The 17,548-nt window shown below is 67.2% G+C and carries 21 protein-coding genes; 13 read left to right on the top strand and 8 right to left on the bottom strand.

Translation table 11 applies throughout. The annotated features are described in order from the left end of the window. On the top strand, positions 1 to 188 hold a 188-nt coding region (locus IMZ11_RS39705; protein WP_228648246.1), incomplete at its 5' end, for a hypothetical protein. Between the two features lie 219 nt (positions 189 to 407). Next, positions 408 to 890: a hypothetical protein gene (locus IMZ11_RS39700; RefSeq protein WP_228648244.1), complete on the top strand. Its 483-nt coding sequence runs from the start codon at positions 408 to 410 to the stop codon at positions 888 to 890. A 76-nt stretch (positions 891 to 966) separates the two neighbouring features. Here the strand turns inward: IMZ11_RS39700 and IMZ11_RS39695 are convergent, their stop codons facing one another. Next, the gene (locus tag IMZ11_RS39695) at positions 967 to 1,386 is read right to left on the bottom strand and encodes a DUF6223 family protein (RefSeq protein ID WP_228648242.1); all 420 of its coding nucleotides are present in this window, start codon (positions 1,384 to 1,386) and stop codon (positions 967 to 969) included. 218 nt (positions 1,387 to 1,604) lie between these two features. Here IMZ11_RS39695 and IMZ11_RS39690 point away from each other — a divergent pair, with 218 nt between their 5' ends. The 4 genes from IMZ11_RS39690 to IMZ11_RS39675 all read left to right on the top strand — a co-directional run bounded on the left by IMZ11_RS39690 (position 1,605) and on the right by IMZ11_RS39675 (position 5,454). Next, positions 1,605 to 2,732, top strand: a complete 1,128-nt coding sequence (locus IMZ11_RS39690; protein ID WP_228648240.1) for a sensor histidine kinase — start codon at positions 1,605 to 1,607, stop codon at positions 2,730 to 2,732. Beyond that, complete coding sequence (locus IMZ11_RS39685; RefSeq protein ID WP_228648238.1) at positions 2,729 to 3,391, top strand: response regulator transcription factor; 663 nt, start codon at positions 2,729 to 2,731, stop codon at positions 3,389 to 3,391. Before IMZ11_RS39690 ends, IMZ11_RS39685 begins: the two co-directional genes overlap by 4 nt. A gap of 262 nt (positions 3,392 to 3,653) precedes the next feature. After that, positions 3,654 to 4,349, top strand: a complete 696-nt coding sequence (locus tag IMZ11_RS39680) for a VOC family protein (RefSeq protein WP_228648236.1) — start codon at positions 3,654 to 3,656, stop codon at positions 4,347 to 4,349. Between the two features lie 91 nt (positions 4,350 to 4,440). After that, positions 4,441 to 5,454 carry a DUF2332 domain-containing protein gene (locus IMZ11_RS39675; protein WP_228648234.1) on the top strand — a complete coding sequence of 338 codons (1,014 nt, stop codon included), beginning with the start codon at positions 4,441 to 4,443 and terminating at the stop codon, positions 5,452 to 5,454. A 100-nt stretch (positions 5,455 to 5,554) separates the two neighbouring features. Here the strand turns inward: IMZ11_RS39675 and IMZ11_RS39670 are convergent, their stop codons facing one another. Next, positions 5,555 to 6,541, bottom strand: a complete 987-nt coding sequence (locus tag IMZ11_RS39670) for an NAD(P)-dependent alcohol dehydrogenase (RefSeq protein WP_228648232.1) — start codon at positions 6,539 to 6,541, stop codon at positions 5,555 to 5,557. A gap of 171 nt (positions 6,542 to 6,712) precedes the next feature. Here IMZ11_RS39670 and IMZ11_RS39665 point away from each other — a divergent pair, with 171 nt between their 5' ends. Further along, on the top strand, positions 6,713 to 7,384 hold the full coding sequence (locus IMZ11_RS39665) for a DUF2306 domain-containing protein (RefSeq protein ID WP_228648230.1): 672 nt from the start codon (positions 6,713 to 6,715) through the stop codon (positions 7,382 to 7,384). Here the strand turns inward: IMZ11_RS39665 and IMZ11_RS39660 are convergent. From IMZ11_RS39660 to IMZ11_RS39650, 3 genes are all read right to left on the bottom strand, one after another. Next, positions 7,381 to 8,037 carry a response regulator transcription factor gene (locus IMZ11_RS39660; protein ID WP_228648228.1) on the bottom strand — a complete coding sequence of 219 codons (657 nt, stop codon included), beginning with the start codon at positions 8,035 to 8,037 and terminating at the stop codon, positions 7,381 to 7,383. The genes IMZ11_RS39665 and IMZ11_RS39660 overlap by 4 nt on opposite strands. Next, positions 8,034 to 9,167 (bottom strand): histidine kinase, encoded by a 1,134-nt coding sequence (locus IMZ11_RS39655; RefSeq protein ID WP_228648226.1) that lies wholly within the window; start codon positions 9,165 to 9,167, stop codon positions 8,034 to 8,036. The genes IMZ11_RS39660 and IMZ11_RS39655 overlap by 4 nt, the downstream gene beginning before the upstream one ends. Positions 9,168 to 9,755: 588 nt before the next feature. Next, the gene (locus IMZ11_RS39650; protein WP_228648223.1) at positions 9,756 to 10,202 is read right to left on the bottom strand and encodes a hypothetical protein; all 447 of its coding nucleotides are present in this window, start codon (positions 10,200 to 10,202) and stop codon (positions 9,756 to 9,758) included. Positions 10,203 to 11,241: 1,039 nt separating this feature from the next. Between IMZ11_RS39650 and IMZ11_RS39645 the strand changes: the two genes are divergently transcribed. From IMZ11_RS39645 to mltG, 4 genes are all read left to right on the top strand, one after another. Beyond that, positions 11,242 to 11,553, top strand: a complete 312-nt coding sequence (locus IMZ11_RS39645; RefSeq protein ID WP_228648221.1) for a hypothetical protein — start codon at positions 11,242 to 11,244, stop codon at positions 11,551 to 11,553. A 472-nt stretch (positions 11,554 to 12,025) separates the two neighbouring features. Continuing rightward, positions 12,026 to 12,157 (top strand): hypothetical protein, encoded by a 132-nt coding sequence (locus tag IMZ11_RS45815; RefSeq protein ID WP_255707818.1) that lies wholly within the window; start codon positions 12,026 to 12,028, stop codon positions 12,155 to 12,157. 217 nt (positions 12,158 to 12,374) lie between these two features. Further along, a complete protein-coding gene (locus IMZ11_RS39640; protein WP_061261675.1) occupies positions 12,375 to 12,887 on the top strand; it encodes a SigE family RNA polymerase sigma factor in 513 nt (170 codons plus the stop codon). Then, entirely contained in the window at positions 12,884 to 13,834 is a 951-nt protein-coding gene (mltG, locus tag IMZ11_RS39635) for an endolytic transglycosylase MltG (protein WP_228648219.1), read from the top strand. Before IMZ11_RS39640 ends, mltG begins: the two co-directional genes overlap by 4 nt. Positions 13,835 to 13,891: 57 nt before the next feature. Here the strand turns inward: mltG and IMZ11_RS39630 are convergent, their stop codons facing one another. The 3 genes from IMZ11_RS39630 to IMZ11_RS39620 form a co-directional block, all read right to left on the bottom strand. Continuing rightward, positions 13,892 to 14,194, bottom strand: coding sequence for a hypothetical protein (locus tag IMZ11_RS39630; RefSeq protein WP_228648217.1), 303 nt, complete (start codon positions 14,192 to 14,194; stop codon positions 13,892 to 13,894). A 49-nt stretch (positions 14,195 to 14,243) separates the two neighbouring features. Further along, positions 14,244 to 14,969 (bottom strand): DJ-1/PfpI family protein, encoded by a 726-nt coding sequence (locus tag IMZ11_RS39625; RefSeq protein WP_228648215.1) that lies wholly within the window; start codon positions 14,967 to 14,969, stop codon positions 14,244 to 14,246. Between the two features lie 298 nt (positions 14,970 to 15,267). Continuing rightward, complete coding sequence (locus IMZ11_RS39620) at positions 15,268 to 15,717, bottom strand: MarR family transcriptional regulator (RefSeq protein ID WP_228648213.1); 450 nt, start codon at positions 15,715 to 15,717, stop codon at positions 15,268 to 15,270. 239 nt (positions 15,718 to 15,956) lie between these two features. Between IMZ11_RS39620 and IMZ11_RS39615 the strand changes: the two genes are divergently transcribed. Continuing rightward, a complete protein-coding gene (locus IMZ11_RS39615) occupies positions 15,957 to 16,580 on the top strand; it encodes an NAD(P)-dependent oxidoreductase (RefSeq protein WP_228648211.1) in 624 nt (207 codons plus the stop codon). Between the two features lie 107 nt (positions 16,581 to 16,687). Beyond that, positions 16,688 to 17,152, top strand: coding sequence for a hypothetical protein (locus tag IMZ11_RS39610; protein ID WP_228648209.1), 465 nt, complete (start codon positions 16,688 to 16,690; stop codon positions 17,150 to 17,152). The last annotated feature ends 396 nt before the right edge of the window (positions 17,153 to 17,548 follow it).

Below are 17,548 nucleotides of genomic sequence, written 5' to 3'. Positions count from 1 at the left end.
CGGGCATCCCCGAGTCGTTCAAGGTCCTCATCAAGGAAATGCAGTCGCTCTGCCTCAACGTCGAGGTGCTCTCCGGCGACGGCAGGTCGATCGAGCTGCGCGACACGGACGAGGACGTGTTCCGTGCCGCTGAAGAACTCGGCATCGACCTGTCCCGGCGTGAGCCGAGCAGCGTGGAAGAAGTCTGACAGTCCCCATGCGCGACCTGCGGGCGTCGGCCCGCGCCGGAAGGAAGGTGGGCATCTTCCGGCGCGGGTCCGACACGCCGCGGTGGAGGAGAACCGGCGGGTTCCATCCGGACCCTGGAGAGTTCCTCGACCGGCGCATCCTGGCCAGGACAGTCTGACCAGCTCCGAGGTCGCTCCGGGCCACGGCAGCACTGGGGACTGCGAGCTTCGGAGGACACGATGAACGACGAGACGGCTGCACTGCTCTTCGAGGTGGTCGAGCGTCTCCAAAAGAACATCGCCGCCCGCGACTGCCCCGCGATCGTCGCTCTCGAAGGAGAGCGGAAGCTCGTGCTCAGCGACTACGACTATCTCCGCGATCCGCGGGCCGCCACCTCGTTCGAGACGCGAGCAGCCGCCAAAGCCCAGGAAATCCAGGCAACGCGATGGGTCTTCGCCGTCCCTTTGGTGTGGGTCACCACACCTGACACCGTCTACAGCCGCGCCGTGTCCAACCACCCTCTACGCGGAGGGGAACAGGAAACGATCACCTGGATGAGCTTCGACGAAAGCGACGGCGTGGATTACGGGCGCGTCCCGTACACACGCCGCCCCAGCGGAGAACCCGTGTTCGACGACCCGGAGATGTTCGCCGTGGGCGTCCGTCCGGCCCAGACCATGCCGGGCCACACGCTCCTCCAGGAACTCTTCCTGAACAGCTGATTCAGCCTCGTACAGCAGCCGTAGATCGTGGCCGTGGAGCTCGCAGACCGTCACCGGCCAGGCTCGGCGGGCCGGCTCAGACGGTGCGGCGGGAGCGGGTCAGAGCCAGCCAGCCGAGGACCATGGCGATCAGCCCAACCACCAGGGCCACGAAGCCCCCGACTATTCCGTAGCCGGTGCCGGGACCACCGTCGGCGGCGGCCACAACCAGCCCGCCGATGACCGCGCCGGCCAGCCCCGCCACCAGGGCCACGATGGCGCCCCTTCGCCCGTTGCCGGTGCCGTTACGACCGGCGGAGCGGGCCAGAGCCAGCCCGCCGATGACCGCGCCGGCCAGTCCCAGCAGTGCGGCCACCAAGGACCAGAGACGCCCGGCGGTCAAGGTGTAAGCACTGGCGGGGCCCGGCTGGACCAAGACGTGCGCTGCCGCCGGTGCGGCAAGCGCGAAACTGGTCAGGGTGGCTCCGGCCACGGCAAGCGCAAATCGGACTGGCATGAGGTGCTCCTTCTCCTCCTGCGAGTGAATATCGCCTGATCATGTCCGCCTGACCCACCGCCGGTCGTCTAGCGGGCGCAGGCAATTCACGCTGCCGCCGATGCCGCAGTCGGCTACCGCGGACGCCGCAGGAGCCGCGAAGGTACCGCGTGTGCGGTAGTCGGCCGATCATCCGCGCGCAGGAGTCGCCCGCGCGGGCATCCGGCTAAGGTGCGCGCATGAGCACAGGACGGTCCGGTGTCCGGGCCGGTGTCGGAGATTGGGCGATCGCCGTCTGCGTGGCGGCGACGCTGCTGGTCACCGGGCTGTCCGGGCAGCACTCCGCCATGAATCTCGACCTGCTTGGCTACGCGCTACTGGCATCTGGCGGCCTGGCGCTGGCCGCGCGCCGCCGCGCTCCGGTTCCCGTCCTGGCCGTCACCGGGCTGTGCACGGTGGGTTACCAGGCGGCCGGTTTCGACGTGCCTGCCGTCGCGTACCTTTTCGCGGTGTACGCCGCCGTGCGGGCGGGACACCGCATCGTCACGGCGGCGGCGAGCGTGACCCTGCTGGCCGCTCTCCCGCTCGCGGCCCTGGCCTCGGGCCTGCACGACACGGGTGAGGCGTTCGCGCGGGCCCGAGGCGCCCTGGAGGTGGCCTGGCTGATCGCTGCGGGTGCCGCGGGGGAAGCGCTGCGGCAGGCCGAGCGGCGGGCGGACGAGGCCGAGCGCACCCGGGAGGAGACCGCGCGGCGCCGCGCCGACGAGGAGCGGCTGCACATCGCGCGGGAGCTGCACGATTCGCTCACTCACCAGATCTCGGTCATCAAGGTGCAGGCCGAAGTCGCCGTCCACGTGGCACGCAAGCGCGGCGAGCAGGTGCCGGAGGCTCTGCTGGCGATCCAGGAGGCCGGTCGGGAGGCGATGCGGGAACTGCGAGCGACCCTGGAGGCGCTGCGCGACGACGACACGACCCCGCCGCATGGCCTCGATCACGTACCGGAACTGGTGGAACGGGCACGCACGAGCGGGCTGGACACGACGCTGACGCTCGAAGGACAACGATGCGACGTGCCGGCCGCGGTGGACCGGACCGCCTATCGCATCGTTCAGGAGTCGCTCACCAACGTGGCCCGCCACGCCGCCGCCACCACGGCCTCGGTCCGGATCGACTACCGTCCGGACGCCCTCGCCATACGCGTCGACGACGACGGCAAGGCCGCGCCGGGCACCGCCCCGATGCCCGGCATCGGACTGCTCGGGATGCACGAACGTGTCACCGCCCTCGGCGGCCGCCTGCGCGCCGAACCCCGCGACGAGGGCGGCTTCACCGTCCAAGCCGAGCTTCCAGTGGACCGAACGCCATGATCCGTGTCCTGCTGGTCGACGACCAGCCGCTCATTCGCAGCGGATTCCGCGCGCTCCTCGACCTCGAAGACGACATCGAGGTGGTGGCCGAGGCCGCCGACGGCAAGGAGGGCCTGGCTCTCGCCAGGCAGCACCTGCCCGACATCATGCTCATCGACATCCAGATGCCGGTCGTCGACGGCATCGAGGCGACCCGGCGCATCGCCGCGGACCCGACCCTGGACCGGGTGCACGTCGTCATCCTGACCAACTACGGCCTCGACGAGTACGTCTTCAACGCGCTGCGCGCCGGCGCCGCCGGGTTCCTCGTCAAGGACATCCTGCCGGAGGACCTCCTCCACTCCGTCCGCGTGGCCGCACGCGGTGACGCCCTGCTCGCACCGTCGATCACGCGCAAGCTGATCGACCGCTACGTCGCCCAGCCACTCCACCCGGGCGCCGACACGGTGCTGAGGGCGCTGACCAACCGCGAACGCGAAGCCGTCGTCCTGGTCGCGCATGGCCTGTCCAACGACCAGATCGCCGACCGCATGGTGATCAGCCCGCTGACCGCGAAGACCCACATCAACCGGGCCATGGTCAAACTCCATGCCCGTGACCGCGCCCACCTCGTGGTCCTCGCCTACGAATCCGGACTGGTGACCCCGCGCAGCTCCTGACATCTCCTCCCCATCACCCCGCGCTGAACTCTCTGAGTTCGAAACGCCCACGGTCACGGTGACGGCGAGCAGCGCCTCGGGGTCGTCTCGGGGTCGTCTCGGGTCATGGTGAGCAGTGCCACGCCCAGCACCGTGGTGACCAGAGCGGTGCAGGCGACGAGGAGCGTGTTCGAGGTGAAGCCCTGCGCTCACCGGAGATCTTCCCGTAGTAGTTCCGAAGGCTGAGGGAACGTAGCTTGCCGTGTCTGGCTACGCTGACCAGATGTCTGACATTGACGGCAAAATCACCCGGATCAGGCCGCAGCAGTTTCATGAGATCGACGGCCTGGAGGACTGGCGTGTGCTGGGTGAGGGGGCATGTGCCTACTTCCGTACCGGGTCGTTCACGGCCGGGGCCACGTTCGTGCAGGCGATCAGCACGCTGCCCGGCGTAGGGAGTGGTCATCCTGACGTTGACCTGCGCCACGGAGGCGTGACCGTACGGCTGATCACGATTGCGGACTTCTACGGGCTGAGCGAACAGGACGTCGAGCTGGCCCGGCAGATCTCGGAAGTGGCCCGCACGCTGCACATCCCCGCTGATCCGTCGGCTGTGCAGACCGTCCAGGTCACCATCGATGCCCTTGCCGGTTCCGACGTGGTGCCGTTCTGGCGTGCCCTGCTCGGCTATGAGGACCGCGCGAACAGCCCCGAAGACCTGATCGACCCGCAACGCCGTGGGGCACCGTTCTACTTCCAGCAGATGGACGCCCCACGCCCGCAGCGCAACCGGGTCCACATCGACGTCTGGGTGCCGTACGACCAGGCCGAGGCGCGGATAGCGGCGGCGATCGCCGCCGGTGGCCGCCTGGTATCCGACGCTTACGCACCGTCGCACTGGGTGTTGGCCGACCCCGAGGGCAACGAGGCTTGTGTGGGCGCAGCAGGCTGGATCGGGGCCGGCCCCAGCGGTCAGTGAGAGTCGGTCTGCGGCGGGAAGGGATCACCGGCTGGAACATCACGCGATCGCCCTTCCAGCGCGGGGCGGCCAGCTCACCCTCGGAGCCGTCGTGTCCGAGGGGGACGGCGTCTACAAGGTACGCGACGTGTCCGTGGCGCGGGAGATGACGGGACGCGATCATGGGGGCATGACGACCGCCGCGAAGTACGCCGAGTTCGCCGCGAACGAGGCGCGCGGAGCGTCGCCGACCTACGAGCGCCTGGCGCTGGCGGTCTCCCGGGACGACGAGGTGCTCGCCCTGCTCGACACGCTCCCGCCGATCAAGCGGCAGCCGAACCTGCTGTTCGGCGTCGTGCGCTTCCTCGCCGGCCCGGTCGAGGATCCGGCCGCGTTCCACGACTACACGGTGGGGAACTGGGCGGCGATCGAGGCGGAGTTGCGCGTCAGGGCCACGCAGACGAACGAGGCCGGGCGGTGTGCCGTACTGCTGCCGGTGCTGGCCGCGTTGCCGCAGCCGCTCGCGTTGCTGGAGGTCGGGGCGTCCGCCGGGCTGTGCCTCTACCCCGACCGGTACGCCTACCGCTACGGCGACCACGTGATCGGCTCCGGCGAACCGGTCCTTGAGTGCGCGGCGACAGGGGTGGTGCCACCGACCCGCGTACCCGATGTGGTGTGGCGGGCCGGTTTGGATCTGAACCCGCTGGATGTGGCCGACCCCGCGGACGTCGCGTGGCTCGACGCCCTCATCTGGCCGGAGCACGCGTACCGCCGCGCACGCTTGCGGGCCGCGGCGGCCGTCGCCGCGGCCGAGCCGCCGCTGCTCGTACGTGGCGACCTGGTGGACGATCTTCCGGCGTTGGCCGCACAGGCGCCGGCCCACGCGACGCTGGTGGTGTTCCACACCTCCGTGCTGTACCAGGTGCCGATGCCTCGGCGCGAGGCGTTCGCCGAGATGGTACGCGGGTTGCCCGGCCATTGGGTCTCGAACGAGTCCCCGGACGTGCTGCCCTATGACGCCGTGCCGAAGCCGCCAGGGGCGGCGCTGCTCAACGTGCTCGCGCTGGACGGGACTCCGCTCGCCTGGACCCGGACGCATGGGCAGGAGATCATCTGGTTCGCGTAACGCTCGCCGTGGTGTGAAAGCACCTCGCCGGCGGTTCGGCTCCGTGCCGGCTGTGGGCCGTGGCGCGTCACGTGTGGGACGCCTCCGGTGAGGGCACCGCTCAGACGGAGATGACGACCTTGCCGGGGGCGTGGCCCTCCTCCAGGTAGCCGATCGCCCTGGGGATTTCTTCGAAGGGATAGCGACGCGCGATGATCGGGATCACTCGTTTGTCGTTCAGGAACGCACTCAACGTCCGCAGGTTCTCTTTGGGACTGGGGCACTTGAGGGCGTCTGCCACCGAGATCCGCTGGCCGACGAAGCGGGATACCGCCAGGGCGGAGAGCACATGGCCCATGGGTTGTATCCAGCGACCGGGCAGGCCGCCGACCACCACGTAGGCCCCCTTGGGGCGCAGAATGCGGCGGGAGACGGAGACCGGTCGGCTTCCGGCGATGTCCAGGAACAGGTCGTAGCGCTGGGTCTCGCGGGTGAAGTCCTGGGTGGTGTAGTCGATGACCTTGGCCGCGCCAAGGGAGTGGACCAGGTCCACGTTCCGGGCGCTGCAGACGCCGGTGACCTCGGTGCCGAGGGCGCGGGCGAGTTGCACGGCGAACGTGCCGACCCCACCGGACGCGCCGTTGATGAGAACACGCTGGCCGGGCAGGATATGACCCTCGTCGCGCAGGGCGAGGAGCGCGGTGTTGGCCGCCATGGGAACCGCGGCGGCCTCCTCGTACGAGAGGTTCTCCGGCTTCGGGGCGAGGTCGGATTCGCGGACACAGACATATTCGGCGAAGCCGCCACCGCTGATGACGGCGAAGACGTCGTCGCCGGGGCGGAATTCCGTGACGTTTCTGCCGACGGATTCGACCTGGCCGGAGATGTCGGCGCCCAGGATCGTGATCTTGGGGGTGCGGAGCGCGAGGCCGCCGGGCATCAGGCGGGCCAGGTACGGCTCGCCGCGCATGTTGTGCCAGTCGTACGGATTGACGGAGCCGGCACGTACCCGGACCAGGACCTCGTCGTCGCGAGGAGCGGGGACGGGGATTTCGGTAAGCGTCAGGACATCGGGTGGCCCGTACGAGCGTGAGACGAACGCCTTCATCGCCATCTCCTTATGCGAGTCAGTGCGGGTGCGGAGGCAGTTAAAAGGCTAAGAAACGCGGCCAGGCCACCGAATCGGCCGAAAGTACGCCTGATCGCTGAACGATCGGCTGACCTGAATCGGGCCGTTCGTGTGATGAGCGGACATGGGCGAAGAAGCCACGATCCCCTCATGACCGAAAGCAGTGTGAGGGGCACCAAGCCCCGAAAGGTACAGCCCGGCGGACGGGACGCCAAAGTCCCCGGATGGATGGGGCCCGCCGGCCTGATCATGCTCAGCGTGATTCCGGTGGTCGCCGGTGCGCTGCGTCTGGGGGAATTGGCGGGTGACGCGGCGGTCACCCCCGCTAACGCGCGATTCTTCGCGACACCGCTACCCGTGGTGTTACACATCATCGGAGCGTCGCTCTACGGCATAGTGGGCGCCTTCCAGTTCGCGAAGAAATTCCGTCGTCGGAGGCCGGGCTGGCACCGCATAGCAGGACGGATTCTCGTTTTGTGCGGACTTGTCGCCGCGCTCTCCGGCCTGTGGATGACCGTGTTCTATCCTCGCCCGGAAGGCGACGGCGATCTCCTCGCGGTGTTCCGGCTCGTGTTCGGCACGGCGATGGCGGCCTCCCTCGTGCTCGGCTTCGCCGCCATTCGGCGGAGAGATTTCCGCCGCCACCGCGCCTGGATGATCCGCGCCTACGCGATCGGCACGGCCGCAGGCACCCAGGCGTTCACCCAGCTTCCCTGGATGCTCCTCGTCGGCCCCCTCACCGAGATCCCCAGAGCCCTGCTCGTGGCCGCCGGATGGGTCATCAACCTCGCCGTGGCCGAGTGGATCATCCGCAGACCCTAGTTCCTGACCCGATGGGTCTCGTACGCCCACATGGCGATTTCCACCCGGTTCCGGGCGCCGAGCTTGGCCATCAGGCTGGCGATATGGGTCTTGACGGTGCTGAGTGAGATGTGAAGTTCGTCAGCGATCTCACTGTTGGTACGCCCCCGGGCCACCGTGACGAGAATCTGCTCCTCACGCTCGGTGAGCGCCTCGATGGGACGGGCCGGCGGCGCGGCGGGCCCGGCGTGCGCGAAGGCGGTGAGCAGGCGGGCGGTGACGCTCGGAGCGATGAGGGCGTCACCGGCCGCCGCGGCGTGAACGGCCTGGGAGAGCAGTTCGGCGCCGGCGTTCTTCAGCAGGAACCCCCGGGCTCCCGCGCGCAGCGCCGCGTAGACGTACTCGTCGAGGTCGAAGGTGGTGATGACCACGACGGCGAGTGGGTCGTCGACGGTGGGCCCGGCGAGCATCCGGGTGGCCTCGATGCCGTTGAGCACCGGCATCCGGATGTCGAAAAGGCACACATCCGGCCGAAACCGCCGGGCGAGTTCGACCGCTCGCCGGCCGTCGGCGGCCTCGCCGACCACCTCGATCCCCGGCTGCGCGTTGAGGATCATCACCAGTCCGGTACGGACGATCTCCTGGTCATCGGCGACCAGCACCCGGATGCTCACCTGGCCACTCCGGTACGCGGCAGCACGGCGGTGACACTCCATCCCCGGTCGGGACCGGGGCCCGCCACACAGGTCCCCCCGAGGAGATCAGCCCGTTCGATCATGCCGGTGATCCCGTAACCAGGTGTCCCCGCGGGGCGAACCGGATCGCCGTCATCGTTCACGTACAGACGGACCGACGTGTCGTCGGCGCTGACCCGGACCACGACGCGGGTGGCGTGCCGCGCGTGGCGCCGGGCGTTGGTGACCGACTCCTGGGCGAGGCGGTAGATCGCGGCCTCGACGGAAGGGGAGAGGCCGACGGTGTCGCCCTCGATCTCCACCTGGATGGACGGGCCGGATTGTCCCGGGCTTTCGAGCTGGGAGAGATCGGCGATGCTCCGCCCAGGCGCGAGGTCCGCGGGCGCGTTCCGGCGGAGGACGTGAACCATGGCGCGCATCTCGGCGAGCGCCTGGGCCGCCTCGGCCTCGATCACCTGCAACGCCTCGGTGGCGGCGTCCGGCCGCGACGCCGCCGTCGCCAACCCTGCCTGCGCCCGGATCGCCATCGCCGAGACGTGATGGGCGACGGTGTCATGCAGATCTCGGGCCAGTTGCTCACGTTCGAGCAGTTTGATCTGGTCAAGCTCCCGCGTCCGCGCCCTCGTCCGGTACCGGAACGCCGCTCCCACGGCGACCACCGAGAACACGACGGCGAAGGCGGCGGCGGTGTCGGCGGGACCGGGATAGTCCACAACCACGGAGAACGTGGCTTTGACGAGGATGATCGCCAATCCGATGATCGCCTCTCGCCCGGAGCCCCACCGGAACAGCGCATAGGGCAGGAGAAGCAGATAAATCATGGTGTTGGACTCGGGCGAGTCGCCGCCCGCCAGCACCTGGGCCACACCCGACACGCCGAACGCGATCGCGACCATCAGCAGCGGCTGGGTGCGGCGCCACAACAAGGTGGGCACCAGCCCGACCGCGAGGCTCACCGAAATGACCCGTGAGGGCATGTCCGGCCGCACCACTCCTTCGAGCAGCGCGACCGGCAGCAACACCCCCACGAGCACCCAGTCTCGCCACACCCGCCGCGGTGCGTTGGGGGAACGGGGCTCGTGCCACACGGAGCGAATAAGGCCGTGCACGAAGTCATGGTACGAGAGCCCCCACCCTCCACAATCAGCCCAAAGTACGAGACATTTCGCTCACCGGATTGGTAGTCGTCGCGGACGACGTCTCGAACGTGGATTGACCGGCTCGTTGGAGGAGGAGGGCGACGAAGCCCAGGATGCCGCGGTAGCCGTTCGGCCGGTACCGCTTCAAAGCCGTCGCAGGGGGCTTGACCTGCGGATCGATCTGAGACAGTGGCTCAGGCAAGATCAGTTCTTGTGCCTCTCCGTCTCTTCTACCTGCTCATGATCCGGATGTTCTGCTGGCTGGTGCTCCTGGGCCGTGGGCCCGGTGGCCGTACGCGTCACGCCGACCGGATCGGTACATGAAACCGGCATATCTGCAGTCACTCACACACCTGATCAAGACCCTGCGCCGGAACGCCTGGTGCTACCCGACACACCCTCACTGAGCCGACGCCCGGTGAGGGATCAACCGAGCGACCAACGAGCAACCGAGCTCGCCTGAGCCGCCAGCCACGACCAGCAAGCGGGTGTCGACGACGTACTTCGGATCGATGCCCGCTGCTTCACTCCCGTTGGCCGTAAGCGGCCAGATCGCGCCTACTCGAAGACATCAGCGTCGAAAGGCTGAGTGCCCTCCGCCGCATCCCACCGGGCCGCCAGAGGCATCAGGTCGACGATCCGTACGCTCTTGACGCCGGTCTCGGTCGGCAACAGAACCCGGATACGCGGGTGGTAATCGAACAGGATCTGTCGGCAGCGTCCACACGGACCCACGGGCCCACGCCCCTCGTCTCCCACGGCGACGATCGTCGTCAGGTCCCGTGCCCCCTGAGCACGGGCATTCCCGAGCGTCACCAACTCGGCACATGGACCACCGGTGAAATGGAAAAGGTTGATGCCGCCGTACATCCGACCCGCCTGATCACGGACGGCAGAGCCCATGCTGTGGACCAAGCCCTCGCCGTGCAGATCCACAATCTGACGGGCGCACTCGATCAGCTCTCTATCATCGGCGGTCAGATCGCCATAGGGGAATGTCGGCATCGGGCGCCTCCCAGAGCACATGAGACTCGACGTCGAGAAGTATGCCTCCGAGCCTCAACGAGGGCGATTCGATTTACCCCACCGGTAGTCCTTTCAGCCTACGGCGGGGGCGGGTGACGAAGCGGTACATCCACGTGACGGGAATCTGGCCGGGGACGCGGTCGCGAGGATGGGCCGCGCGCTGTGAGCCGACTGAACAGACACCTGCACAACTACATCCAGAAATGCAACCGGCCAGGCTTCCGAAGGATCATCATTCGGGAGTCTTCCCAGCTCATTGATGGTAGGGCGCCAGAAATTCGAACCCTGAACCTGCGGATTGAAAGAAGACGATTCAATCGAGACCCGAGGCTCCGACCTGGGGGCACGGGGTCCGCGGACGTTCGCCGAGTTCCGTCCTCGTTCGCTCTCTTGGTTGTACTCGTGGCTGTACAGCCAGGGCACCATCAGCTTGGGAAGTCTTTCAAGATCAAGCCATCTGAGCTGGGGAAACTCCCACCTGCGCATACGCCGGTCGAGTGACCGTGAGGCCCCCTGACTTCCCGCTGATCGCCAACCGTACAGGCACGCGACGAGCCCGAGAGGGGCATCGATTCGGGGCCGTCGCGATAGGCGAATATCAAGATGAGTGCACTGAACCAGCGCGACAGCCTGGGAGCATGCCATTTGAGGAGTCCGAACGCGACGGCACTCGATACGCGGTTCAGTTTACGTATGCCTTGCCTGCCGACGCTTGGTATGTGGAACTGAGCGAGGCGGTGCCGGCACCAGCGGCCTGGGCTGACATCCCAAATGCGAAGACCCACCTGCCTGGGCCCGCCTTCATTACGGCGGTGGTTCCTGACGAGGATCCAACTCGGGAACGGACGATGGGTGTAGCTCCTCTGCAGGGACCGCCTGACCTGGATGGAAACCTCCCTGATGGCTGCCTTAAGCCGCCGCCGTGACGCGGGTAGCGAAGCTCAGGTCCATATAGACAGTCATGTTTCTCGATGGATAGCGTGCGATCACTCGCCCTCACGGAACGGAGAGGTTGGGCATGGCCAGTACTCACCAGGACGGTGGCGGCACACTCCGAGGGCTTGGGATCGCCGGCCTGCTCATTGGGCTGTTCCTCATCGGTGTGAGCTTCGTGGCGGGGAAGGACGCGGAGCATCCGAGGTGCGACGGCAAGGACATGAGCAGCAGCGATGTCTGCCTTTCATCGAGGTCGGGCGCGAAGAGCTACGACGAGCGGGCGTCGGATGCCGAAGCAGCGTCGACCTGGATGCTGCGCATCGGCGTGGTCCTGGCGGTCGGCGGGGTTGGGGCAGTGGTCATGGGTGGCTTGGCCTCGGTCAGGCGAGACTGATCACATCGACCAGTAGGTTTCGGCAAGGGCTTCGCGGTGGTCAGGCACAATTCTCCGGCTTGAAGGCTCACTCAGCCGGAGCCACACCCACCGACGATCCACGTTCATGGCGACGGAGAGGAGCGCGTCATCCCTTACGAGGTGATGCACTGGTACATGGAGAAGATCTCCGAGGAGGTCAAGCGCTGTCGCGCTGGGCTGATCAAGAACCGTGAAGGCGAGATGTAGGCAAGGCAGACGATCACCTTGCCTGGGTCTGATGGCGGGCGGGGAGCGTCGTTGACATCCACTTCAATGATCTGCGCCATACCGGCAGGATCGAACCCGCGCCGTCAGCTTGGGAATTGCATGGATCACGGCTCGTAGAGCGCCTGAACTGGGCATGGAGCCGGTCATGAGTGACCGTTGTTGTTCTCTCGGCACCCCGGTTAAGGGCACGACGATCACCTCATCCGGCCAGCATGATGGCCTCATGAGCTGGACAAGCAACTGCTGGTTGGTGGCCATCCGCGACGAGATTCCTTCCGACGAGATCAGGAGATGGTGGAACGCCATGGAGACCCCGCTGCTTGACGATCTCGTGATGCGCGCCCGCTGGGCCTGAAGAAGGGGCAGGTCCGGATCTATTGGCAGATCAAGCACCAGCGTTACCGGCACGGCTGCGAACCGTTTAAAGGTCGTTTCAGGCTGAGGCCCGCAAGCGGCGGAGGTAGATGATGCAGGCCAGGGCATGCAGCCCTTGACGCAGATCGGTTCGGCCATGCCGGCATAGATCGACGCCCTGTCCACGTCCTTGCTTGGTGACACTCCGAGGAGGACAGGTGGATCCAGGATTTGAGGCGGACTTCCGGGAATTCGTCATCGATCGATCAGGGGCGCTGTTCCGCACCGCGTACTTGCTGACCGGTGACCGGCACGCCGCCGAGGACCTGGTGCAGTCGGCGTTGGCGAAGACGGCCGCGAAGTGGCGTGGCCTGCGGGATCCCGCGTCCATCGAGGGTTACGTCCGCCGTGTCATGTACCACGAGCAGGTGAGCTGGTGGCGGCGCCGTTCCCGCGTCGCGGAAGTGCCCACCGGATGGCTGCCCGACCAGATCGGCGGGGAGCACGCCGAGATGGTGGACCTTCGCGTGGTGATGCGTACGGCTCTCGCCCGGTTGACCCCCCGGCAGCGGACCATGCTCGTGCTCCGCTATTTCGAGGACCTGTCCGAGACCGAGATCGCCCGGCTGCTCGGCCTCAGGGTGGGGTCGGTCCGTAGCCAGATTTACCGGTCGTTGGAGCGCCTGAAGAAGGCGGCGCCTGAACTGAGCACCGTGAGGGAGTTCGGATGAACATCGAGGATCTGCTGCGCGAGACTCTTTCCGACATGGCCCATGAGGAGCAGCCACCCCCGCCCGGCCGGTTCCTCCACGTCAACGGGAGCCGATCCCGTCGGCGCGGCCTCGCGCTGGCGGCGGCGGCAGCCGTCACCGTGCTGGCGGTCGGATCCACGTTCGCGGTCCAGGGCCTGTCCTCGCGGACGGCGGCCCCCGGGGTTCTCACCGGGCAGAGCTCCGGCGAGACGCGTGCGGAGACCCCGATCACCGTGACGGTGAACGAAGGGCTGCGGCTCTCCCAGGTCTTGAAGGATCTGTCGACCGCCACCGGCAAGCCGCTGGAGGAGTTCGAACGGGCCGCCAAGGACGGTGGGGCGCTCGGCCTTCCCGCCTACGCCAAGGGCAGGCTGGAAGGATTCGCCTACCCGGCGACCTATGAGGTCTCGCCCACCTCGAGCCCGGAGGAGATCCTCGCCGCGATGGTGACACGCTTCAGGCGCGTCGCCGAGGACACCAAGCTGGTGGAAGGCGCCACGCGTGTCGGCCGTACGCCGCTGGAGATCATGACCATCGCCAGCATCGTGCAGGCCGAGTCGCACGACAAGAGCGACATGCCCAAGGTCGCGCGGGTCATCTACAACCGGCTGAACCGCACGCCCGAGATGAAGCTGCAGTTGGACAGCACGGTCCTGTACGGCCTGAACAAGTTCGCTATCAAGGCCTCGAACGAGGATCTCAGGAGCCGGTCGCCGTACAACACCTACGCGCGCCTCGGCCTGCCGCCGGGTCCCATCGGCAACCCGGGCGCGGACGCCATCGAGGCGGCCCTGAACCCGGCCGCCGGCCGCTGGCTGTGGTTCGTGACGACCGATCCGGAGAAGGGCATCACGAAGTTCGCCGACTCAGAATCCGAGTTCTTCAAGCTGGTCGAGGAATACAACAAGAACCTCAGGACCGGGTGATGGAGCGGTTCGCCGCAGTGGTCAGTTCCAGATCGCCGTCACGCCGGGCTCCGGGCGTCAGGCCTGCCGACGGCGGCCGGTGACCTTGGAGGACGGCAGGCGGCCGGCTTTCGACGTGCCGGTCATGCTGTCGTCGTCGACCGTCACATCGAAGGCGAGGTTCAGGCGCAGGGGCGTGGTGATGGACTGCTTCCAGGTGAGACGGTCGCCGTCGAGGGCCATGTCCCTGAGCTCCACCGCCTCTCCGGCCCCCATGGCCGTGCCGCACAGGGTGCCGTCCTGGACATGCAGGTCCAGGACGGCCTCCATCGTGCCGATCGGGGTGCGGATGTTGAGATCCCAGGTTCCTTCGACGGGCATGCGAGACTCCTGACTTCGTTTCAGGGTTCGGGTGGATGGGGCTGATGCGTCAGAGCGCGGCGGGAGCCGGTCCATGCTCGCGCCAGACGACGCCACGGCGCTCGTAGGCGAACAGCTGCTCCACGGCGTGCGCGATGCGCGGGCCGAGCTCGCGTTCGAGCAGGTAGAGGCCGAGGTCCAGGCCGGAGGTGACGCCCGCGCCGGTCACGAGGTCGCCGTCGTCCACGACACGCGCCGGCACACTGACGGCGCCGGTGGCGTCGAGGAGGTCCATGCCCAGGTGGTGGGTGGTGGCATGCCGGCCCTCGATCAGCCCGGCCATGGCCAGGATGAGGGAACCGCCGCAGACGGTCGCCACGGTCAGGCCGGGCCGATCCATGGCGTCCTTGAGTAGGCGGGGCAGGTCGGTTCGCAGAGTGCGCCCGAGCAGCACGGGGATGCTCTCGTCCCCAGCGGCCCCGGGAGTGCCGCCGCCGCCAGATTCCTCGTCACCATGTGTGCCGGCATCGTGATCGCCGTCCTCGTCGCCAGTCTCGGTGACGCGTCCGGATGCGCCGGGGACGAGGATGAGGTCGGCTTTTCCGGGATCGAGCAGGGCGGTCGCTCTGAGCGTGAGGCCACCCGTACCGCTGGGCACTTCGCGGGGGCCTTCCGCGGAGGCGAGTTCGACGGTCAGGGCGCCACCTGACGCGGCACTGCCCGCATAGAGGACCTCGAACGGGGCGATGACGTCGAGCGGATCGAATCCATCGAAGAGGACAACTTGGGCGTGCAATCGGGCCTTCCGTTCTATGGCGGATCTGGCGGTCCCTTATGGGAGCCGACGCCGACGCTAGTCAGTGGCCTCTCTGGGCAGCCAGTGGCAGGAATGCCAAATTTCACCGGAATCTCGCCAACGGCCTCTGATACCGCCTACGAACGCACGTGTACGGCTGAACTGCGAAGAGACGAGTGGCGAGAAAGGCGTGCACCCCTATGTTGTGGCCATGCACACCGTGGCCGTTCTCGCCCCGGACCAGGTGATCCCGTTCGACCGGTCCACCCCATCGAAGGGTTCAGTCGTGACCGAGGACCTAGCCGGCGTGACGCAGCAGTTCGAGCAGCGTCCGGTGGAGTTCGGCGCTGCGTGGATCGGCGACCCCCCCGAGCGGTGTCAACTGCTGCTCCTCAAGTTGCACGACTGCGCGCCGACCGGCCGCGACGGCCCGGGCGCCGGCGTCGGTCACGCCGAGCAGCACGGCGCGCGGATCGGCCGGATTGGCTGCCCGCTCTACCAGCCCGGCTCGCTCCAAGCCTCGGATCAGCTTGGAGACATGCATGGGCTCCAGCCCACTGAATTCGGCCAGCTGACGCTGGTTCGGTGCTCCGCCCCCGGCGAGCATGCCGCTCAGCGTGGCCAGTACGGCGTACTGCGATGAGGTCAGCCCCCATGGAGAGAGCGCCCGATCCATCGCGGCTCGCCAGCGCAGCGATAGATGCCAGATGAGGAACCCCGTCGAGGGGACATGAGCTGGTGTCGGCACGGATGTCACGGTATCGGCTCCCATGAACCTTCTTGGTATACATGTTTATTATAAACATGTAATCTATCCCCATGATTGGTCCTTGCCTGGTTCATGAGCACTTTCGATCCTGCGGACGCGGGAGCCGGCCATGGCATCGCGGGCCTCATCCAGCGCGCTGGAACTGGACGTCCACCTGGCCTTCGCCGCCTCGGCCGGTTGGCCCACCGCCTGCCTAGCCACACCATGGAGGTGCCAGCATGAAGATCACCATCATCGGCTCGACCGGCCACACCGGTGTCCACGTCGTTCGCGAGGCGCTGCGGCGCGGCCATGAGGTCACCGCCTTCACCAGGCGCCCGCACCTGCTCCCCTCCACTCTGGTCAAGGCCGCCGCCGTGTCCGGTGACGGGCGCGACCACCAGGCGGTGAGCAAGGCCGTGCACGGCGCCGACGCGGTCATCGCCATCGTGGCCGCGTCCACCCGAAAGGGCCCGCACCAGGCCGCCGAGGTGGCCACGGTACTCACCGAAGTGATGATGGGCCATGGGCCCAGGCGCCTACTGGTCACCAGTCCCTACCCGCTCGTCGCCGTCGAACCCAGGGTGCCGATCGCGATCCTCCGGCTTCTGCTCGCCAAGCCTTACGCCGACCAGCGGCACATGGAGGAAATCGTCCGCACCAGCGACCTGAACTGGACGATCGTTCGCCTCAACCGGCTCCTGGACGGACCAGCCACGGGCGGCACCCGGGTCAGCCCTGCCCTACTCCCCAAGCCCACCGGCACGACCCGCGCCGACGTGGCTACCACGCTGCTGGACATCCTCGTCGACGAAACAACTCACCGCGTGGAACTCAACACGGCCGGCCCGCTCAAGAAGTAGAGGCGTCCGCCCATCGTTGTCACAGACATGCCGCTGACCGCCTGAACTGGGGGTCTGTCCGGGCTTGATATAGACCCTCATGAAATCCAGAACCGGCCCGTGCCCCTGTGAGCCACCCGCCTTACCACCCAGAAGCATGGGATTCGAGGCTGTGTGCTTTCAAGAAACCTTCGTTCATTGAAGATCGCGTCGCGGGGTCGTTTTCGCCTCGGGAGCCTTCAGAACTCCTTCAACAACCCAATCGCGGCAAGCCTGGCTGCGCCATCGACCAGCTCGACACCACTGATTACGAGGCCGAACCCCCGCACGTGCTGACCTTCGACCCCCAGCTCGACATCCAAGGCATCGCGCCGCACGGCGGCCCGACGATCGTGACCAGCCGGACGGCCGTGAGCTGTCCGGAGGGCGGCCTCAGCTCCGCGTCCCGGCCGACGAAGGTGGTCGACTGCCCGGGCGCGTGCCGCTCCATATCCCGTACAGCGAGCAATCACGCGTCCTTGACTATTGAATTCGATGGCGCGCACCTGCCGACCCATATCGTCACCGACATCGTGAGGGCGACAACCACATAGCGGGTTCAGGGCCTCGACTATGCACTACTCCAAAGCTGAGTCGGGCTCGGTAGGTAGGGAAGCAAGGTTGTGGAATTCCCGGCATGCAATCGCAATACTGCATCATATGAGGAAGGCTTGTCATAGGCGGGTCTGATGTCAAGGCCGTCGATTCCTCTGGATCATTTGGCTATATGCTGCGCGGGGGGCGCTGATGTGGAGAGCCGGCTGACAAACGAGGCGATCGGCCATGTGCGAGCAGGTCAGCACCTTGGGGCGAGCTGGGCATCCGTCGGGGTGCACGGCACCCTGTGGCTGCGGTCGCGGTAGTTATTCTTTTGCATGGAATCTTGCGCCCTGAACGCGGAAAGGAGCTCGATGTAGGTAGAGCGACTTGATGCGGTGCTGCGTGGGAGA

It is taken from the genome of Microtetraspora sp. AC03309, from assembly GCF_020826795.1.
Taxonomy (GTDB): Bacteria; Actinomycetota; Actinomycetes; order Streptosporangiales; family Streptosporangiaceae; genus Microtetraspora; species Microtetraspora glauca.
The sequence above is the reverse complement of the archived record's forward strand: the minus strand, read 5'-3'. Positions and strand labels throughout refer to the sequence as shown.